The sequence below is a fragment of the Exiguobacterium sp. s11 genome, assembly GCF_018619015.1.
Classification (GTDB): domain Bacteria; phylum Bacillota; class Bacilli; order Exiguobacteriales; family Exiguobacteriaceae; genus Exiguobacterium_A; species Exiguobacterium_A indicum.
On the sequence record NZ_JACSNF010000001.1, the window covers coordinates 935,899 to 953,510 of the forward strand.

Below are 17,612 nucleotides of genomic sequence, written 5' to 3' on the forward strand. Positions count from 1 at the left end.
CGTTCAAAAAAAAAGCGGACTTGCGACGGAAATGAAGAAACCCCTTCCATTCGTATCAAGTGAACGGAAGGGGTCATGACTTAGTTCGCGACGATATTGATGAGTTTTTTCGGTACGACGATGACTTTTCGAACCGTCTTGTCGCCGATCCATTCTTGTGTCTTTTCGTCGGCAAAGGCAAGTGCCTCGATTTCTTCTTTTGTCGCGTCGATGTTGATTTCGATTTTCGAGCGAACTTTTCCGTTCACTTGAATGACGAATTCCATCGTATCGCTGACGAGTTTCGATTCATCGAATGTTGGCCATGCCGCATACGTCAATGTCTCTTCAAATCCAAGTTGTTCCCAGAGTTCCTCACCAAGGTGCGGTGCAACTGGTGTTAACAATTGGATGAATCCACGAAGGAAGTGACGCGGAAGCACCGGCTGTTTGTTTGCTTCGTTGACGAAGACCATGAGTTGCGAAATTCCGGTGTTGAACTGGATGTTCGCGAAGTCTTCCGTAACCTTCTTGACCGTCTGGTGGTATGTCCGTTCGAAGTCAGCATCGACTTCTGTGACATCTTGAATGTCTGCTGTCCGTTCGAACAAGCGCCAGACACGATCGAGGAAACGACGCGCACCGTCAAGTCCGTTCTCAGACCAGGCAACTGATGCATCGAGTGGACCCATGAACATTTCATACAAGCGTAACGTATCCGCACCATGCGATTTAACGATTTCATCCGGATTGATGACGTTACCGCGTGATTTCGACATTTTCTCGTTGTTCTCTCCAAGAATCATCCCTTGGTTGTATAACTTCTGGAATGGTTCTTTTGTTGGCACGACGCCTGCATCATACAAGACTTTATGCCAGAAGCGTGCATACAATAAGTGGAGAACGGCGTGTTCCGCACCACCGATGTAAATATCGACTGGAAGCCAGTATTTTAATTTTTCTGGATCCGCGATCGCCTCTTCATTGTGCGGATCGATGAAACGAAGATAATACCAGCAGCTTCCGCCCCATTGTGGCATCGTATTCGTCTCGCGACGCCCTTTCATTCCTGTTTCAGGATCCGTATAATCCAACCAGTCTTCCGCAAGCGCAAGTGGTGATTCGCCTGTACCAGACGGCTTGATCTCCGGAATGATTGGAAGTTCGAGCGGTAATTCCTCTTGGCTAAGCGTCTTCATCGAACCATCTTCCATATGAACGACTGGGATTGGCTCACCCCAATACCGTTGACGACTGAACAACCAGTCGCGGAGACGATACGTGATTTTCTTGCGTCCGACTTGATTCGTTTCGAGTTCAGCAATCATCGTCTCGATTGCTTCTTGTTTTCCAAGACCATCAAGCATATGCGAGTTGACGTGTTCGCCCTCTCCTGTATAGGCTGCTTCATCGACGTTTCCACCCGCGACGACCTCAACGATTGGCAAGTCGAATTGTTTCGCGAATTCATGGTCGCGCTCATCGTGTCCTGGAACCGCCATGATTGCACCCGTTCCATAAGAAGCAAGGACATAATCAGCGATCCAGATCGGAAGACGATCACCTGAGATTGGATTGACGGCGAAAGCACCCGTGAAGACGCCTGTTTTTTCCTTCGCTAAATCCGTCCGTTCGAGGTCTGACTTCGTTTGGACTTGCGAAATGTACGTATCGACGGCTTCCTTGTGATCCGCTGTCGTGATGTCAGCTACGAATGGATGCTCCGGCGCAAGCACGAGGTACGTTGCACCAAAGATTGTGTCCGGACGTGTCGTAAAGACCGTGACTTGTTTTTTATGTCCATCAATCGTGAAATCGATCTCAGCACCTTCTGATTTCCCGATCCAGTTCCGTTGCATCTCTTTAACAGAATCCGGCCAATCGAGGTCATCGAGATCTTCAAGAAGACGATCCGCATATTCCGTGATTTTCAAGACCCACTGACGCATCGGAACACGCACGACCGGATGATTTCCGCGTTCAGATAATCCGTCGATGACTTCTTCATTCGCAAGAACGGTTCCAAGTGCCGGGCACCAGTTGACCGCGACTTCGTCCACGAACGCAAGTCCTTTTTCATACAACTTCGTAAAGATCCACTGTGTCCATTTGTAGTACTTCGGATCCGTCGTGTTGATTTCACGATCCCAGTCATAGGAGAATCCAAGTTCTTTCAACTGACGCTTGAACGTCTCGATGTTTTTCGCTGTGAATTCACGTGGGTCATTCCCTGTATCGAGGGCGTATTGTTCTGCTGGTAACCCGAATGCATCCCAACCCATTGGGTGCAAGACGTTGTATCCTTGCATCCGTTTCATCCGTGCGAGGATGTCCGTTGCTGTGTAGCCTTCCGGGTGTCCAACGTGGAGTCCGGCACCTGACGGATACGGGAACATATCAAGGGCATAAAACCCTTCTTTTTCTGGATCTTCTGTCGTGACGAAGGCGTTGTCTTGATCCCAACGCGCCTGCCATTTTGGTTCAATTTCGCGATGATTGTACGGCATGTCTTTTCCTCCTCTAATCTAAAAAAAACCGGTCCTCCGCCCCTAGGAATAGGGACGAAAGACCGGTTTGGCTTCCGCGGTACCACCCACGTTGTCTGTCTATGACAGACCGCTTGATTCACAGATAACGGTGTGAAGGACCGGATTCGCTACTACGACTTCACGAATCGTGCTCCCTGACGAGTTCACGGTTGTTACCGACTGGTTCGCACCTTCCACCAGCTCTCTTGACGGCACCTTTCCCCTACTACTTCAGTTCCCTGCATTTGACTATCTTTTCCTAGTGTAATCTGTTTCTTCCTCAAGCGTCAACGCTTCCGTAAAATTTCCTCGATTTCCGCATGCGATCGCGCAATATGATCTGCTTGTTCTAAGCGTTGCGCTGGCATCCGGTCATCAAGAAGCGCAATCACTTCCATACCTGCTGCTTTTGCGCCGATCATCCCGTTTGCAGCGTCTTCAATGACGAGACAATTCTCAGGTGCGTGCCCGATTCGTGATGCCGCAAGTCGAAAAATCGCGGGATCCGGCTTCGAACGCACGACTTCTTCCCCACTGACGTAATGCGTGATTGGAAGCTCGTAATGACGGATGACGCGTTCGATTTTTTGAAGCGAACTCGAAGAAGCGATCCCGATATCGTAACCAAGAGACGTCGCTTGTTCGATGATTTGTTTGACTCCCTCTTTTAAACCACACGCCTCTGGTTTTGCATGAATTTGAAACAAGCGATGTTCTTCCTCAAGTAAAGCACTCGCTGTTTCTCGGAGCTCGTGTTGCGCGACAAGTTCTTCCCACATCTCATCTCCTGTTTTCCCCATGAATGTCGCATACTGAACCGGATCGAGCGGAATCGATAACGTTTTGAACATCTGCTGGTGGACCTCAAAGTAGCGGATTTCACTATCTAAGATGACCCCATCCATATCAAAAATAAGACCTCGTTTTTTCAAGACACATCCCCCTCAATTGATCTATCATGATTTCAGCATATCAAAAAAACGACTACACGATGTAGTCGTTTCACCTTCTTCATTTAGTTACTGTTTAACTTGTCGCCATTTGGACACTGGTTTGTCGGTAAGCCGGAAAATAATCCGAATTAGCATCTGACCCGTATCGTATACACAACTGATCGTATACGGCTGGTTGAAGAATCGATTTTCCTTGATGATACTCAAATAAACGGTACCCGGTGTAACGGCATTTACTCTCAAAGAGACTATCCCGTTCTTGATATCCACCTCCGAGATGTTGTTCGACGAGACCGCGTGCTTTCGCCTGAAGAATCGCTTCGTACTCAAGTCGTTGATTTGGGAACATCTTCGCTTCGTCCCGCTTACAACCAATCAAATGACCGTGGGCATATTCTTTTCCGAGCAATACGAAGTATCCACCAACAGGTTTTCCGTCGATTTCCGCAATCAGTAACAATGGCTCACAGAGTGGATTCGCTTCAAATAATTGCTCAAAATAACTCGCCGTAAAATAGTAATGAGCCGAAGCATTCTTCCGGTCCATCGTTTCATGATACAACGCCAAAAAAACAGATAAATCGTCTCGTGTTCCTGTTCTAACGGTTAACGGTGAAGCGAGCGATTTACGAATCATACTTCTCGTTTTCTTATGGAACGTCTGCATGATTTCTTCTAGTGAGGGGCGCAAATCAATGCTCGTCGTATGACGGATGAAAGAAGCTTCCGTCCAGTTACGCATAAGTCGTTCATTGCCCGTCAACGGATTAAAGCGAATCATTTCCGAGACGACCGATTCTTGCTCCGCCCACCTTTCAAACGATAGACGTGCATGCTGCATTTCAGTTGCGGTTAAGCGACCGACGATTTCCGGTCCGCCGTAGCCATACGGCGTGATGAGATCTGAATAAGGCGTATCAAAAATCCGACGCTTTAAAAAGGGATAGAACAGTGTTCCCGCATGACCTTCATAACGGAATAACACCGCTTGCTCAGACGGTCTAGCGTTAAGCGTGACGTATTGGTGACTGTAGAAGATATCAAGAGGCTGTTGCTGTACGTGTGTCGTCCAAGTTGCGGCATCTGTGATGAATTGACACCTTTCCATTCGTGCACCTCCAGTCAAAAAGAAGCAACGTTCACATGAACTTTCTTTTCAAGTTCTTGATTAGAAAGTACCCGTTTCTTTGCCGAAATATTCCATATTAATAATGATTTGTTTTATAATTAGCGCATTAATGATGTAAAAAAAAGACAGCGAATCTAATGTCCGCTGTCTTACAGATGATGCTCATGATGTGATTTTAGGAATGGCACGAAGGAATACGACGCCTGCTAACAGAATCAATCCAATCAATGTCAAGAAGACCGCTGACATACCGGATAAATCGTAGATCAACCCTCCGACGGTCGGACTGATCATCCGTCCCGCTGAAGCGGCAATATTGACGTATCCCTGGAACTCTCCTTCTTTTCCGATTGGCGCGAGTCTCGCCGCCATAGCAGGAACCGCTGGCCAGATGAACATCTCACCAATCGTCAAAATGATCATCGCGACGAGGAACATCTTGAAGCCGCCTGCGAACGGAACGATCAGATAAGACAAGAGGAAGATTCCTGTACCGGTCATCAATTGTCGCTTCAAGTCATCTCCAAACCACCGGAGAATTGGTGTTAATAAAGGTTGTGCGAACACGATGAGTGCTCCGTTGATCGTCCAAAGAATCGAGTACTCGGAAATCGTGACACCGAGCGATTTCGTGTGTACGGCAAAGGTTCCTTGCCATTGCACATAAACGAACCAAAGTAAGGCATACCCGATCGAGACGAGCAACATCGTCCGTGCCGCACCGCGCGCAAGGGGTGTGCGTGTCGTTTCGATCTCGTCATGTGCCGCATGCATCCGCGCTGGTGCCTGAATCCAGGATAAACCGACTAACAAAATGATGGCAAAGGCGATGTAGAGGACGAGATTGGCGATGAAGATGTACTGAATCGAAAAGGCAGCGATTTGACCACTGACTGCTGTCCCGAGCGCTACACCGACGTTTTGTGCGACATAGATCGCATTAAAGGCACGGCGCCCGCCTTCCGGCCAGATGACACCCGTCATCGCGTAGATCGTCGGAAAAACCATCCCACCGACGAATCCAATCAATCCAAGCATCGCGACGTATCCGAGGTACGTCTGATGAAATAGCAACAAGCCAACGGAAGACAGGACAAGTCCGATGACACTGATGACAAGCGTCTTCTTGCCACCGAGACGGTCAAACGCTTTTCCACCTAAGTAGTTTCCGACGATTGCTAAGGCAGAGTTGACGAACAATGCCATCCCTGCTTTTGTCATCGACTCTCCTAAATATTCATGAATATATAATGTATTAAACGGCCATAAAAAAGAGGATCCCGTCGTATTGATGGCCATCGCAAGGACGAGGATCCAGACCGCTTTTGGTAATTTTGGCATACCTGTGGTCCTCCTATTTCATTCTCAACCTTGCCACTTTACGCAATCCGTCCCCTAACTGTCAAGCTACTTCGCTTTTCGTCAACGAATCAAAAAATGATATAATGCAGAAAGAATCTTGCACATACTGAACCATTACTAGAAAAACAGACTATAGGAACAGGAGTCTATGCCATGTCACTTGCCCGTGTATTACCTTATACGAAACAATTACTCGAGTCCGTTATCGAGCCCGGAGACTGCGTCGTCGATATGACTGCCGGAAATGGACATGATACACAGTTTTTAGCAGAACGTGTCGGTCCAGAAGGAAGGGTTCTTGCGTTCGACGTCCAGGCACAAGCCATTGAGGAGTCGACGCGACGTCTCGACGAAGCCGGAATGTTAGCACGCGTCGACCTTTACCATGAAAGCCACATCCATGTCGGTGCCCGTCTTTCGGACGAACAACGTCCTGTCCGCGCTGGTGTCTTCAATCTCGGATACCTGCCTGGAAGCGACAAATCAATCACGACGACCGGAGAAGAGACGCTTGAAGCACTCGATGCCCTCCTCCCGGTCCTCGCTCCCGGCGGTCTTGTCGTCCTCGTCGTCTATCACGGTCACTTGGAAGGAAAACGAGAACGTGACGCTGTCCTCGATTACGTCACAGCCCTTGATCAGCAAGATTATGCCGTTCTCCAGTATCGCTTCTTGAACCAACAAAATCATCCCCCGTTCATCATCGCGATCGAGAAAAAAGTACGCGGATGATGGGCACAAAAAAGTGATGCCCCTTTTTTAGAGGCATCACTTTTGTTATTTCATTCTTCAACAAGCTTAAAGAACAACATTAATTTTTCTGCAAACCGTGTGTTCAACCGTTCGAAACTAAAATGCGGAAAACCGTGTAGACGTTGTAAGTAAATCTGATCGCCACCCATTTTCCGGCATACTTCAAGTGTCAGCTTGACGTCTGCGAACTGATCGTCCGGTGCATAAAAACAAGCCAAGTTCACACGCGGCAGTTTTTTTCGTTCTTCGTCATGTACGACGATCTCTTCTTCGATTTCCCGGTACTGTGCATAGGTCAGTTCACCGATGCGAACGGTATCTTCCGTACTTTGACCAAACGGCAACGTACCGAGTGGCGCATCGGGCCGGAAACGATCGAACGCACTTGCGAAGACTTGTTTGACGCCTCCGAGTTGTTTCGAAGGGTGCCAATCAAACAACGGTGAAATGAATGCAAGGCTTGCTACCGGTAATTCATATTCTTGCAACAGACGATTGACGACGAGTGCGCCCATGCTACAGGCGACGATATGAATCGGTAGCTTGCGTTTCCCGGCTTCACGTAATGCTTCTTTTAACAGTTGACCATGTTCTTCAAACGAGATACGACGTGGGGCGTCGACGAGCAATACTTCATACTCTCGTTCGAGTACCCGAATCAAAGCTTCACTCGGACGGGCACGCAGTTGTAACGGATAGACTAATACGATGATTCCTGTTGGTTGTTCAACCACAAACTCACCTCTTCACTTCATACTTCCTATTTACGATACCTTATTTCAAACGCACACAAAACCGTCCCAAGACGGATTTCACGAGGCGACATGGCGAAGGCGAATGACAGATTCTACTTGCCCAAAGACTTCTTCCGTCATCTCACTGAGTTCTTCAAAACCGAATGAGGTCAAGAACTGACGCGCTTTATAGTTACGTGCCTCCACATATACTTCGAGTGGGACGGCTCCTTGTCGTTCGAGTTCACGGATCAATCGTCGTCCGATTCCGTTTTGCTGATATTTCGGTAAGACGTACAGACGAATGATTTCCCACGTTCCCTCAACATCAACAGCATGAATGAAACCGACGATTTCCTCATCGATGATTCCGACATAAAAATACTCTCCCCGTGCTTCTTCTGCCGTCCGAATCGCACGAACAACCTCCTCTTGCGGATACGCTTCCTGCACGAAATGCGCTTTCGAGCGCTCGGAATAGATTTCTGCGTACGTATCCAACCAGGATGTGACGGCAATGTCATGAATACGTCCTGCATCGGCTGGAATAGCTTCGCGTATTTCCATAATCGGAACCCCCCTTTGTATTCATACGAATCGACTCATGTACTTTTACCCTCTTCTAGAAAAAACATTCGTTTCCTGCAAAGTTCCACGTAAACAAAAAAGTCCGAAAACCCGCGTAGGGTTCTCGGACTTTTTGATTATGCGAAACGTTTTGCCTGTTCTTCAAGAACTGCTGCTTTATCTGTTTGCTCCCATGGAAGCTCAACATCTGTACGACCGAAGTGACCGTATGCAGCTGTTTGACGATAGATCGGACGACGGAGATCAAGCATGTTGATGATTCCAGCCGGACGAAGATCGAAGTTTTCAGCAACCAATTCGACGAGTTGTGCTTCAGGAAGTTTTCCTGTACCGAATGTATCAACCGCGATTGATACCGGGTGCGCGACACCGATTGCGTACGCGAGTTGAACTTCTGCTTTGTCTGCAAGACCTGCAGCAACGAGGTTCTTCGCGACGTAACGTGCTGCGTATGCAGCTGAACGGTCGACTTTTGTTGGATCTTTACCAGAGAATGCTCCACCGCCATGGCGTGCGTATCCACCATACGTATCAACGATGATCTTACGACCCGTCAATCCAGCATCTCCTTGTGGTCCGCCGATGACGAAACGACCAGTTGGATTGATGAAGAATTTCGTTGCTGCGTCGATGTATTCAGCCGGGATGACCGGTGTGATGACGTGTTCTTTCAAGTCAGCTTGAATTTGCTCAAGCGTAACTTCTTCCGCGTGTTGTGTCGAGATGACGATCGTATCGACACGAACCGGCTCGTTGTTCTCGTTGTATTCGACCGTGACTTGTGTTTTTCCGTCCGGACGAAGGTAGTCGAGTTGACCGTTTTTACGCACTTCTGCCAAACGGCGTGCGAGACGGTGTGAAAGCGAGATTGGAAGTGGCATGAGTTCTGGTGTTTCTTTCGTTGCGTAACCGAACATGAGACCTTGGTCTCCTGCACCGATTGCATCAATTTCTGCATCAGACATGCTACCTTCACGTGCTTCAAGCGCTTGGTCTACACCAAGAGCGATGTCTGCTGATTGCTCATCGATTGATGTCAATACAGCACATGTGTCCGCGTCGAAACCGTATTTCGCGCGTGTATAACCGATCTCACGAATCGTTTCACGAACGACTTTTGGAATGTCGACGTAAGTGGATGTCGTGATCTCACCTGCAACGAGAACGAGACCTGTTGTAACAGAAGTTTCTGCCGCAACACGCGCGTTTGGATCCGCTGCGAGGATTGCATCAAGAATTGAATCCGAAATTTGGTCACAGATTTTATCTGGATGACCTTCAGTGACTGACTCCGACGTGAATAGTCGGCGATTAAGGTTTGTCATGTATGACCCTCCCAAAAAAGAATTTGACGGTGTACTCATTTCCCCTAGTTGAGTGGGACGGTAAAATGAAAAAAACCTTTCCAAGTCCAAAAAATGGTCAGGGAAAGGTTGTGCGTTCTTCCTTTACCCTCTTATCGTTCGAAGTGTTTACTTCGCTTCAGGAGAGCACCTTTTCCCTCATTAATATGTGAATTAATGTAGGACGGTTGCCGGGTTTCTTCGGGCCTTGTTCCCTCCACCTGCTCAGAATAAGAGTATCCGTTACGAATTACATGATATAAAGTTGTAACTACTCTGTCAAGCAAGGTTTCAAATTCTAGTCGAAACTTTTTGAAAGAGATGTTAAACTGTTAATGCTGAAAGCGTTTCCAGATAAATAGAAATCAGCACTAGAAAATGATTGCTCTCTCTTTAGTATGTCATATATAATAAATGTGTCATACTAAATACAGTGAGCCAAAACCAACGTAGGGGAAAGGTGGGGTCAGGATGCCGATGACGGTCCTGAATATCGAAGAACTACTCAAGAAAGAGCATGTGTTCAAACAACTATCTGTTGCTGAACTTGTCGAACATGCGATTCGAAACGAAGAAGGTGTCCTTGCTGAGAACGGCGCATTATCTGTAGAAACGGGGAAATTTACAGGTCGTTCACCAAAAGATAAGTTCATCGTCCGTGATTCTTCCTGCGAGTCTCACATTGATTGGGGTCATGTCAACCAACCAATGGATGGAGACAAATTTGAACAATTGTTGCAAAAGGTTCTTCGTTACATGAACGAAGCTGATCATCTTTACTACACAGAAGCTGCTGCTGGAGCAGATACGCACTTCACCCTTCCGGTCCGTGTGCTCACACAATATGCTTGGCATAACCTGTTTGCCAAACAACTCTTTTTACGCGAGTATCCTGAAGTGGCTGCCTTCGAACCGTTCACGGTCGTCTACGCGCCACATTTCAAAGCAGATCCTACCGTTGACGGAACGAACTCCGAGACGTTCATCGCGATGTCGTTCGAACACCGAATCGTCTTGATTGGTGGAACGGAATACGCTGGAGAAATCAAAAAGTCGATCTTTTCCGTCATGAACTACCTCTTACCACAAGAAAACGTCCTTTCGATGCACTGCTCGGCAAACGTCGGACACGAAGGCGACGTCGCCTTGTTCTTCGGTCTATCTGGTACTGGTAAGACCACCCTTTCAGCCGATGATAGCCGTCAATTGATCGGTGACGATGAGCATGGTTGGTCGCACGATGGTGTCTTCAACATCGAAGGCGGATGTTACGCGAAGACGGTCAATCTATCGCGTGAAAAAGAACCGCAAATCTTTGACGCGATCCGTTTCGGAACCGTCCTTGAGAACGTCGTACTCGACGAAGCCCGTCATCCTGATTACGATGATACATCGTTGACGGAAAATACGCGTGCTGCTTATCCGATTACGGCAATCGATAACATCGCTGTTCCGTCACGCGCTGGTCATCCGAAGACGATTGTCTTCTTGACAGCTGATGCGTACGGCGTCTTGCCTCCGATCAGCAAATTGACGAAAGAACAAGCGATGTATCACTTCCTATCAGGATATACATCAAAACTCGCTGGAACAGAACGTGGGGTCACGGAACCAGAAGCGACCTTCTCGACGTGCTTCGGTTCACCATTCCTTCCACTGATGCCTGAAAAGTATGCGACGATGCTCGGCGAATTGATTGATCGTCATGGTGTTACCGTTTATCTCGTCAACACGGGCTGGACAGGCGGTGCTTACGGAACAGGTAGCCGCATGAAGCTATCTTATACACGGACGATGGTCAACGCTGCCGTTAACGGCACACTTGCAACGATTCCAACAGAAGAACACCCGATCTTTGGACTTCATATGCCGCTCGAAGTTCCTGGTGTTCCAAGTGAGTTACTCAACCCGGTACGCGTCTGGTCGAATCCGGACGAATACGACACACAAGCGCGTTCGCTTGCTGAGAAATTCCAGAACAATTTCCTTCGTTTCGAGAGTGCGACGGATGCGATCAAGTCAGCTGGTCCGCGCCTATAAAGTAGAGTTTTCTGACTTGCATCAAAAAGATAGACACCGAATTTACATCAAGTAACTAAAAAATCTGAGTCCGGTCTTCACGGACTCAGATTTTTTAGTTACTCCTTAATCCTTAGAAATTCTTCCTATTAGGCGATTCGAGACGAATAAAAACGTGTAATCCTACTCAGTTAAGAGAATGATTACACGTCGTCTTATGTCTAGAAAAAAGTCTTCAAACTCTTTTTTAGTTATATGATCGAGTCTGACTCTTCTTGAATATGTTTTTCTCGCTGCATGAGCCACTCTTGACTTTCCGTCAGTAATGCATAGGCTCGCGGAAGTGATACATTTAAACGCTGACTCAGCAGTTCAAACTGATCAAAATCACCTCGATCTGCACTAATCGCAAGCACTAAACAATCCCGAAACGGATGATCCTTTCCTTGTAGAACAATCTTCAGAGAATCTTCGAGTGGCAATTGATCGATGATATCGTCAATATCAACAGATAATAACGCATCGATGTGCGATAACAAGCCAATCATGTAAGCACTCTCCGGTTGTAGTGTTCGGGTTTCGGTAGCAAAGAGTTCACAGAGCTTCGCACAGTGTAAAGAGGACCGTAATAACTCATTTGACCACTCATAAGGACTAGCAAGCTTCATCTCACGTAAAACAATCAACGAAATCCAACTTTTGAGTTGCGAAAAGCCAAGCAGTGAAATCGCTTGACGAACGGAACTGACGGTATTGCGTAAACCCATTCCTGGAGAATTGATCAGCTGTAACACTTGAATACTAATATAGGGATTCGCTTCAATCTCATCAACGACCTCATCGTACTTTTCATCCGTATCGAGCCATTTCAACATTTTTAACAAAACCGGTAGTTGCGGTGGGACCGCCTTTCCTTTCATCAACATCGGTTTAGCATAAAAATATCCCTGAAACCAGTCATATCCCATGTCAAGACACCGTGTATGATCTTCGTGCGTTTCGACACGCTCAGCCAACATTCGGATATGAGGATAATTGCGACGAACAATATGGAGGATAGCACTTTGCTCGCGAGGGGAAATCGTCTCGATGTCGATTTTAATTAAATCGATCAACTCAAACAATTCCGCTCCATGCTGTCGGAGTAAATCCGTCACAAAATCATCGAGTGCTAACGTAAAGCCCGCGTCTTTCCAACTATGTAGAACAGACAGCATCTCTGTATCGATCTCAACTGTTTCTAGAATTTCAATGACGAATTGGCTTGGATCCAAATAATGAATCAAGTCACTTTTCAACAGCTCTGCCGTGAAATTAACAAATAGCTTCTTGCCTTCTGCTACATGATCTACTCCCATATGAACAAGTGTATTCGTCAAAACATCCATCGTCGCTAAATCACCATCAAACACACTGATTTGTTCAATCGAACGATACAATAGTTCAAATGCATCAATCGAACCTACTCGATTAACGATGGGTTGACGTGCTAATAAGATATCCATCGTTCTCATGCCCCCTCTATTCTTCTCTGATGTCATCTATTATATCAAAGTTTACTTTTTAGGAGATTATTGTTTTTTACAACATATCAATGTTCTTATTTTTTAATTCTATGCCATTTTCCGTAACACAAAAAAACAGCACGACATTGGTCGTACTGCTTGAACTATCACCTTTCATCCGGATTCCATATACCAGTCTCAAACCAATTCAACACATTCCGCGTCACACGCAACTTGTCATGAATCGGAAATTGATGGGCATAGGCATAAGTCTGAAGCATCGTTTCTTCGGAATAACGTGCGGCATAAGCCGTCGCGTGGCGTAAACGAACGTTCTCATCATACGCACCGTGAATCAATAACACTTCACCTTGAGGTTCGACATGGAGCGGCGAGCGAACCGCGTATTCATCAGGAACCGTATCTGGTGTACCTCCCGTGTATCGCCGCAGCATCTTTTGCATCGTCTTCTGCTCTTCATACGTCCACGTCAACTCCGTCACCCCTGCCCAGGAAACCGTTCGAGCGACTGGACGGTGATGCGCCAGGAGCAGTGCCATCTGTCCACCACGTGAAAATCCAAATGCGTGAACATGCGAAACACGTTGCTGCAACCAGTCAAAGGCGCTGCAGGCGTCTTCGATATCGTGATGTCCAAAGTCTTCTTTTCCCGTGCCGCCTAGATTCCCTCGATAGAAAGGTGCCATGACAAAAAAGCCTGCCTGTGCGAACGCGAGCAATCGAGTCGGTCGGACCATTCCGATCGAACGCGTTCCACCACGCAAGTAGAGAATTCCCTGACCGTTCGCAACTTGCGGGAGTACGATATAGGCACCGACCCGTTCTCCATCCGCTGTGGTATAAAACATCCGAAACGTCCGAAACGGACCTTGCCGCGGAAGTTCAAACCAATCGGCGTTCGCTAAGTACACGGAGCGTCTCCGGAAGGACACGGTCCTTCATCATGAAACTGTATTGTCGATTCGTATCGAGACGTTCAGGGAGTTCCTCGAATAGAAAAGCACCGTCCGTTTCATCCACGGCAAGATGAGACGACAATGATCCGATTTGCGCGAAGTAGATGTTTTTGATGATCGTATCGCCTTTTCCGGCAACCCGATACTGCCCGACATATGAGAGGGAATCGATTTCCCCACCTGTCTCTTCCATCACTTCACGACGTGCAGCTTCTTCCGCCGTTTCCCCTGGTTCAACCTTTCCACCAGGAAATTCATAACCACGTTGCTTATGATGGGTCAGCAACCATTTTCCTTCGTACACGGCAATGACCCATACGTGCAAGGGACGATCCGAGAACGGATGGTCATCAAAACTTAACTCCACTTGATTTTGATAATAATCCAAGAATGTAATCACGTACGTGCACCTCATTTCTTCTTCTAACTTCACTTTACCTGTTTCACGGGTATTCTAAAAGTGAAAACGCTAGGATTACCTGTAAATCTGGAAAATGATAGCCTACTATCATCCGCTAAAGACAAAAAAACAGCCGATGTTCCACTAGGGAACGATCGACTGTCGTTTCATATTACTTCAAACGTGCTTCGAGTTCTGCTTTTTCTGCTTCGAATCCTGGTTTCCCAAGAAGAGCGAACATGTTTTTCTTGTACGCTTCGACGCCTGGCTGATCAAATGGGTTCACTCCGAGGAGGTAACCACTCATCGCACAAGCTTTTTCGAAGAAGTAGAACAGGAATCCGAGGTGATACGGTGTCATCTCTGGAAGTTCGACTGTCAAGTTCGGTACTTGTCCGTCCGTGTGCGCAAGCAACGTACCTTCTGCTGCTTTATCGTTGACGAATTGAATCGACTTCCCTGCAAGGAAGTTCAATCCATCGAGATCCTGAGCATCTTCTTCGATCGTCAATGCATGACGTGCTTGACCGACTTTGATGACTGTCTCGAACAGGTCACGACGACCTTCTTGGACGTATTGTCCCATCGAGTGAAGATCCGTCGAGAAGTCGACTGCTGCTGGGAAGATCCCTTTGAAGTCTTTTCCTTCTGACTCGCCGTATAATTGTTTCCACCACTCTGACACATAATGAAGTGCTGGTTCGTAGTTGACGAGAAGCTCGATCGTCTTCCCTTTCGCATAGAGCGCATTTCGAACGACCGCGTATTGATACGCTTCGTTGTCAGCTAGGTTTTCGCTCGCGTAGCGCTCTTGCGCGTCACGGGCACCTTGCATCAACTCTTCGATTGAAATACCAGCTGCTGCGATCGGTAATAGACCAACCGGTGTCAACACAGAGAAACGGCCGCCGACATCATCCGGAATGACGAATGTCTCGTATCCTTCAGAGTCTGCGAGTGTTTTTAATGCACCACGCGCTTTATCCGTCGTTGCATAAATCCGGTGTTTGGCTTCTGCTTTACCGTATTTCTCTTCCATGAACGATTTCAAGAGACGGAACGAAATTGCTGGTTCTGTCGTCGTACCCGATTTCGAGATGATGTTGACCGATACATCTTTTCCTTCGAGGACTTCGAATAAATCGTGCAGATACGTCGATGAGATATTATGACCTGCATAGATGATTTGTGGTGCTTTGCGATCTTCTTTTGATAACAAGTTATGGAATGAGTGTCCGAGCATCTCGATCGCAGCGCGCGCTCCGAGATACGAACCGCCGATTCCGACGACTAACAACACATCAGAATCCGACTTGATTTTTTCTGCAGACGCTTGGATGCGTGCAAATTCCGCTTGATCGTAATTCGTCGGAAGATCTACCCATCCTAAGAAATCACTTCCTGCACCTGTTCCTGCATGAATCGCATGGTGAAGCGTCTTTACCGTTTCCGCCATATGATCTACTTCATGTTGACCTACGAATTGTAGGGCTTTCGAATAATCAAAACGTACTGTTGACATGCCATCGTCCTCCTTATTCATTCGCAACGAAATGCGACCTTCCTTTTCATTAAAACGCAAGAAGGAAGGTCGTTCAAGTCTTTTGTGAAATGAGTAGCAAATGTTACAGATTGTTATAGGGCAGCTGTCACGATTTGACGAACGTCTTCGTTTCCAAGTGATTTGAAGTTTCCGAAGTCGCCGCGTGTCATTGCTGACTTGACGATTGCGTCAACTGTATCTTCTTTGATGTCGTAATCAGCGAGACGATTCGGTGCACCGAGTGATGTCCAGAAAGCACTGATTGCGTCGATTGTCGCGTGTGCTGCTTCCATCTCTGATTTACCTTCCGTATCAACGTTAAAGACGTTCTCACCGAGTGTGACGAAACGATGTGCGTTTGATTCGTCGAGTACGTGGCGCATCCAGTTCGGGAAGAGGATCGCAAGTCCACCTGCGTGCGGGATATCGTGAACAGCTGAAACCGCGTGCTCGATATTGTGTGATGCCCAGTCGCCACGTGCGCCCATTTGAAGGACACCGTTGAGCGCCATCGTACCAGCGAAGAGAATCGTGCCACGAAGTTCAACGTTCTCGAGATCGTTGACGAGTTTCGGTGCTGCTTCGACGACTGCTTTCATGACACCTTCTGTCATCCGTTCTTGGACCGGCGCATGCGCAGGGTGGAAGTATTGCTCGAGGCAGTGGCTCATCATATCGACGATACCGTAGATTGTTTGATCTTTTGGCACACTGACTGTGTACTTCGGATCAAGGATTGAGAATGTTGGGAACGTAAGCGGGCTACCCCAACCGTACTTCTCTTGTGTCTTCCAGTTCGTGATGACGGATCCTGAGTTCATCTCAGAACCTGTTGCTGCAAGCGTCAAGACTGTTCCGAATGGGATGACTGTTTCTGGTGTTGCTTTGCCGATGACGAGATCCCATGCTTCGCCTTCATAAGGAATACCAGCAGCGATCAATTTCGTGCAGTCGATGACAGAACCGCCACCGAGTGCAAGCAATGCGTCAACGCCTGCTTCACGTGCAATTTTGATACCGCGCTCTGCTGTCTCGATACGCGGGTTCGGTTCGACACCGTCGCATTCGACGTACTCGATTCCTGCCGCGTTGAGTTCACGTGTGACATCATCATAGACGCCATTACGTTTAATACTGCCGCCACCGAAGACGAGCATGACTTTCTTTGCACCGAGTGCTTCGAGTTGTGGTTTCAGTTGGCTGACTTGACCGTCACCAAAAATAAGTCTTGTTGGATTGCGATATTCAAAGTTTTCCATCTGTGTTGCCTCCTCAATAAGTAATGAACACCTTACATTATCCACACATTCCCCTTTCGCATCTAATTTAATGCTTATTCTATGTAAAAATCGCATAAAAAAAGAGAACCGACCGATGTCGATTCTCTCATGTGGCTTATTTTTGGAAGTTTGATTTTTCAATCCATTCTTCCAATTTACCTTTAAGAACGTTGAATCCAGGTGCTTCTTCTTGTTTGAAAGCAGGACCTGCATCGCGACGTCCAGCGTTTTTGCGTGGACCTTTCGCGCGTGCTTCACGTTTTGGAGCTTCCTGAGTTGCTTTGATCGAAAGCTTCATTTTTTTGTTAGCTTCGTCGATGTCGAGAACTTTAACAGTTACTTCATCGCCAACTTTTACGTAATCGTTGATGTCTTTTACGTAATCGTGTGAGATTTCTGAGATGTGGACGAGACCTTGTGTTTGCTCGTCAAGTGCTACGAAAGCACCGAAGTTTTGAATACCAGTTACTTTACCAGTAACGACTTGGTCTTTTTCAAAGTTTGCCATAATGTATACAC

General features: G+C 47.2%; 15 protein-coding genes, 1 riboswitch and 1 other annotated feature. Of the genes, 2 read left to right on the forward strand and 13 right to left on the reverse strand.

Annotation, left to right across the window (positions count from 1 at the left end):
* Window positions 1-80 precede the first annotated feature (80 nt).
* From leuS to KNQ12_RS05110, 4 genes are all read right to left on the reverse strand, one after another.
* Window positions 81-2,486: a leucine--tRNA ligase gene (leuS, locus tag KNQ12_RS05095; RefSeq protein ID WP_029342384.1), complete on the reverse strand. Its 2,406-nt coding sequence runs from the start codon at window positions 2,484-2,486 to the stop codon at window positions 81-83.
* 47 nt (window positions 2,487-2,533) lie between these two features.
* Window positions 2,534-2,756: a binding site (T-box leader), on the reverse strand.
* A 38-nt stretch (window positions 2,757-2,794) separates the two neighbouring features.
* Window positions 2,795-3,439 carry an HAD family hydrolase gene (locus tag KNQ12_RS05100; protein WP_214746636.1) on the reverse strand — a complete coding sequence of 215 codons (645 nt, stop codon included), beginning with the start codon at window positions 3,437-3,439 and terminating at the stop codon, window positions 2,795-2,797.
* Window positions 3,440-3,533: 94 nt separating this feature from the next.
* Window positions 3,534-4,568 (reverse strand): peptidoglycan bridge formation glycyltransferase FemA/FemB family protein, encoded by a 1,035-nt coding sequence (locus tag KNQ12_RS05105; protein ID WP_214746639.1) that lies wholly within the window; start codon window positions 4,566-4,568, stop codon window positions 3,534-3,536.
* Window positions 4,569-4,751: 183 nt separating this feature from the next.
* Window positions 4,752-5,930 carry an MDR family MFS transporter gene (locus KNQ12_RS05110; protein ID WP_058713882.1) on the reverse strand — a complete coding sequence of 393 codons (1,179 nt, stop codon included), beginning with the start codon at window positions 5,928-5,930 and terminating at the stop codon, window positions 4,752-4,754.
* 153 nt (window positions 5,931-6,083) lie between these two features.
* Between KNQ12_RS05110 and mnmM the strand changes: the two genes are divergently transcribed.
* Window positions 6,084-6,683: a tRNA 5-(aminomethyl)-2-thiouridylate-methyltransferase MnmM gene (gene mnmM / locus KNQ12_RS05115; RefSeq protein WP_255343803.1), complete on the forward strand. Its 600-nt coding sequence runs from the start codon at window positions 6,084-6,086 to the stop codon at window positions 6,681-6,683.
* A gap of 50 nt (window positions 6,684-6,733) precedes the next feature.
* Here mnmM and KNQ12_RS05120 read toward each other — a convergent pair whose 3' ends face one another.
* From KNQ12_RS05120 to metK, 3 genes are all read right to left on the reverse strand, one after another.
* Window positions 6,734-7,438, reverse strand: a complete 705-nt coding sequence (locus KNQ12_RS05120) for a serine aminopeptidase domain-containing protein (RefSeq protein WP_035396459.1) — start codon at window positions 7,436-7,438, stop codon at window positions 6,734-6,736.
* A gap of 78 nt (window positions 7,439-7,516) precedes the next feature.
* A complete protein-coding gene (locus KNQ12_RS05125; RefSeq protein ID WP_023469107.1) occupies window positions 7,517-8,005 on the reverse strand; it encodes a GNAT family N-acetyltransferase in 489 nt (162 codons plus the stop codon).
* Between the two features lie 137 nt (window positions 8,006-8,142).
* The gene (gene metK / locus KNQ12_RS05130) at window positions 8,143-9,351 is read right to left on the reverse strand and encodes a methionine adenosyltransferase (RefSeq protein ID WP_023469108.1); all 1,209 of its coding nucleotides are present in this window, start codon (window positions 9,349-9,351) and stop codon (window positions 8,143-8,145) included.
* Window positions 9,352-9,479: 128 nt separating this feature from the next.
* Window positions 9,480-9,606: riboswitch (SAM riboswitch) on the reverse strand.
* Window positions 9,607-9,840: 234 nt separating this feature from the next.
* On the opposite strand from metK, the gene pckA reads away from it, so the two are divergent.
* On the forward strand, window positions 9,841-11,409 hold the full coding sequence (gene pckA / locus KNQ12_RS05135; RefSeq protein ID WP_214746642.1) for a phosphoenolpyruvate carboxykinase (ATP): 1,569 nt from the start codon (window positions 9,841-9,843) through the stop codon (window positions 11,407-11,409).
* Between the two features lie 230 nt (window positions 11,410-11,639).
* On the opposite strand, the gene KNQ12_RS05140 is transcribed toward pckA, so the two are convergent.
* From KNQ12_RS05140 to yugI, 6 genes are all read right to left on the reverse strand, one after another.
* On the reverse strand, window positions 11,640-12,893 hold the full coding sequence (locus tag KNQ12_RS05140) for an EAL and HDOD domain-containing protein (protein WP_035396409.1): 1,254 nt from the start codon (window positions 12,891-12,893) through the stop codon (window positions 11,640-11,642).
* 167 nt (window positions 12,894-13,060) lie between these two features.
* Complete coding sequence (locus KNQ12_RS05145) at window positions 13,061-13,825, reverse strand: alpha/beta hydrolase family protein (protein WP_214746645.1); 765 nt, start codon at window positions 13,823-13,825, stop codon at window positions 13,061-13,063.
* A complete protein-coding gene (gene ytkD / locus KNQ12_RS05150; protein ID WP_023469112.1) occupies window positions 13,797-14,270 on the reverse strand; it encodes an RNA deprotection pyrophosphohydrolase in 474 nt (157 codons plus the stop codon). Before ytkD ends, KNQ12_RS05145 begins: the two co-directional genes overlap by 29 nt.
* A 172-nt stretch (window positions 14,271-14,442) precedes the next feature.
* Window positions 14,443-15,792 carry a glucose-6-phosphate isomerase gene (locus KNQ12_RS05155; RefSeq protein WP_023469113.1) on the reverse strand — a complete coding sequence of 450 codons (1,350 nt, stop codon included), beginning with the start codon at window positions 15,790-15,792 and terminating at the stop codon, window positions 14,443-14,445.
* Window positions 15,793-15,905: 113 nt separating this feature from the next.
* Window positions 15,906-17,072, reverse strand: a complete 1,167-nt coding sequence (locus KNQ12_RS05160) for an iron-containing alcohol dehydrogenase (RefSeq protein WP_023469114.1) — start codon at window positions 17,070-17,072, stop codon at window positions 15,906-15,908.
* A gap of 136 nt (window positions 17,073-17,208) precedes the next feature.
* Window positions 17,209-17,601 (reverse strand): S1 domain-containing post-transcriptional regulator GSP13, encoded by a 393-nt coding sequence (gene yugI / locus KNQ12_RS05165; protein WP_012371159.1) that lies wholly within the window; start codon window positions 17,599-17,601, stop codon window positions 17,209-17,211.
* Window positions 17,602-17,612 lie beyond the last annotated feature (11 nt).